General features: G+C 73.5%; 1 protein-coding gene. It reads right to left on the bottom strand.

Going from position 1 to position 359, the window contains the following annotated elements:
* Positions 1 to 175: 175 nt before the first annotated feature.
* A partial coding sequence (locus H0E84_RS18750; RefSeq protein ID WP_307774171.1) for an exodeoxyribonuclease VII large subunit occupies positions 176 to 359 on the bottom strand: 184 nt, incomplete at its 5' end.

Genomic DNA, 359 nt, shown 5'->3' with positions numbered 1-359 from the left:
CCCGGCCGCTGGCCACGGTGTGGGCGGGTCCGGGGAAAAGCGCGCCGCCCGGCTACCCGGGGGACGGCGGGGGTGGTGCGGGGCTAGGGCACCGCCTGGCGGTTGGACGGGGTCTGTTCGCTGAAAGCGGCTGGAGACTACCGGTTGCATTGCGGTCGGAACGTGATGGTACGGGTCAGTCGTTCGGGGATTCGACACGTACGTGCAACTGTCCGTCGCCCACGCGGGCGCCGAGGCGCTCGCCGGGCTCGACCTGCTGGACACTGCGCACCACGCGGCCGTCCTGCTGCTGGAGGATCGCGTAGCCGCGGGCGACGGTGGCCAGCGGGCTCACGGTCTCGAGCGCGCGTGCGGCGGCG

It is taken from the genome of Luteimonas salinisoli, from assembly GCF_013425525.1.
GTDB classification, from domain to species: domain Bacteria; phylum Pseudomonadota; class Gammaproteobacteria; order Xanthomonadales; family Xanthomonadaceae; genus Luteimonas; species Luteimonas salinisoli.
Note: the sequence above shows the minus strand (reverse complement) of the source record. Positions and strands in the feature narration are given on the sequence as shown.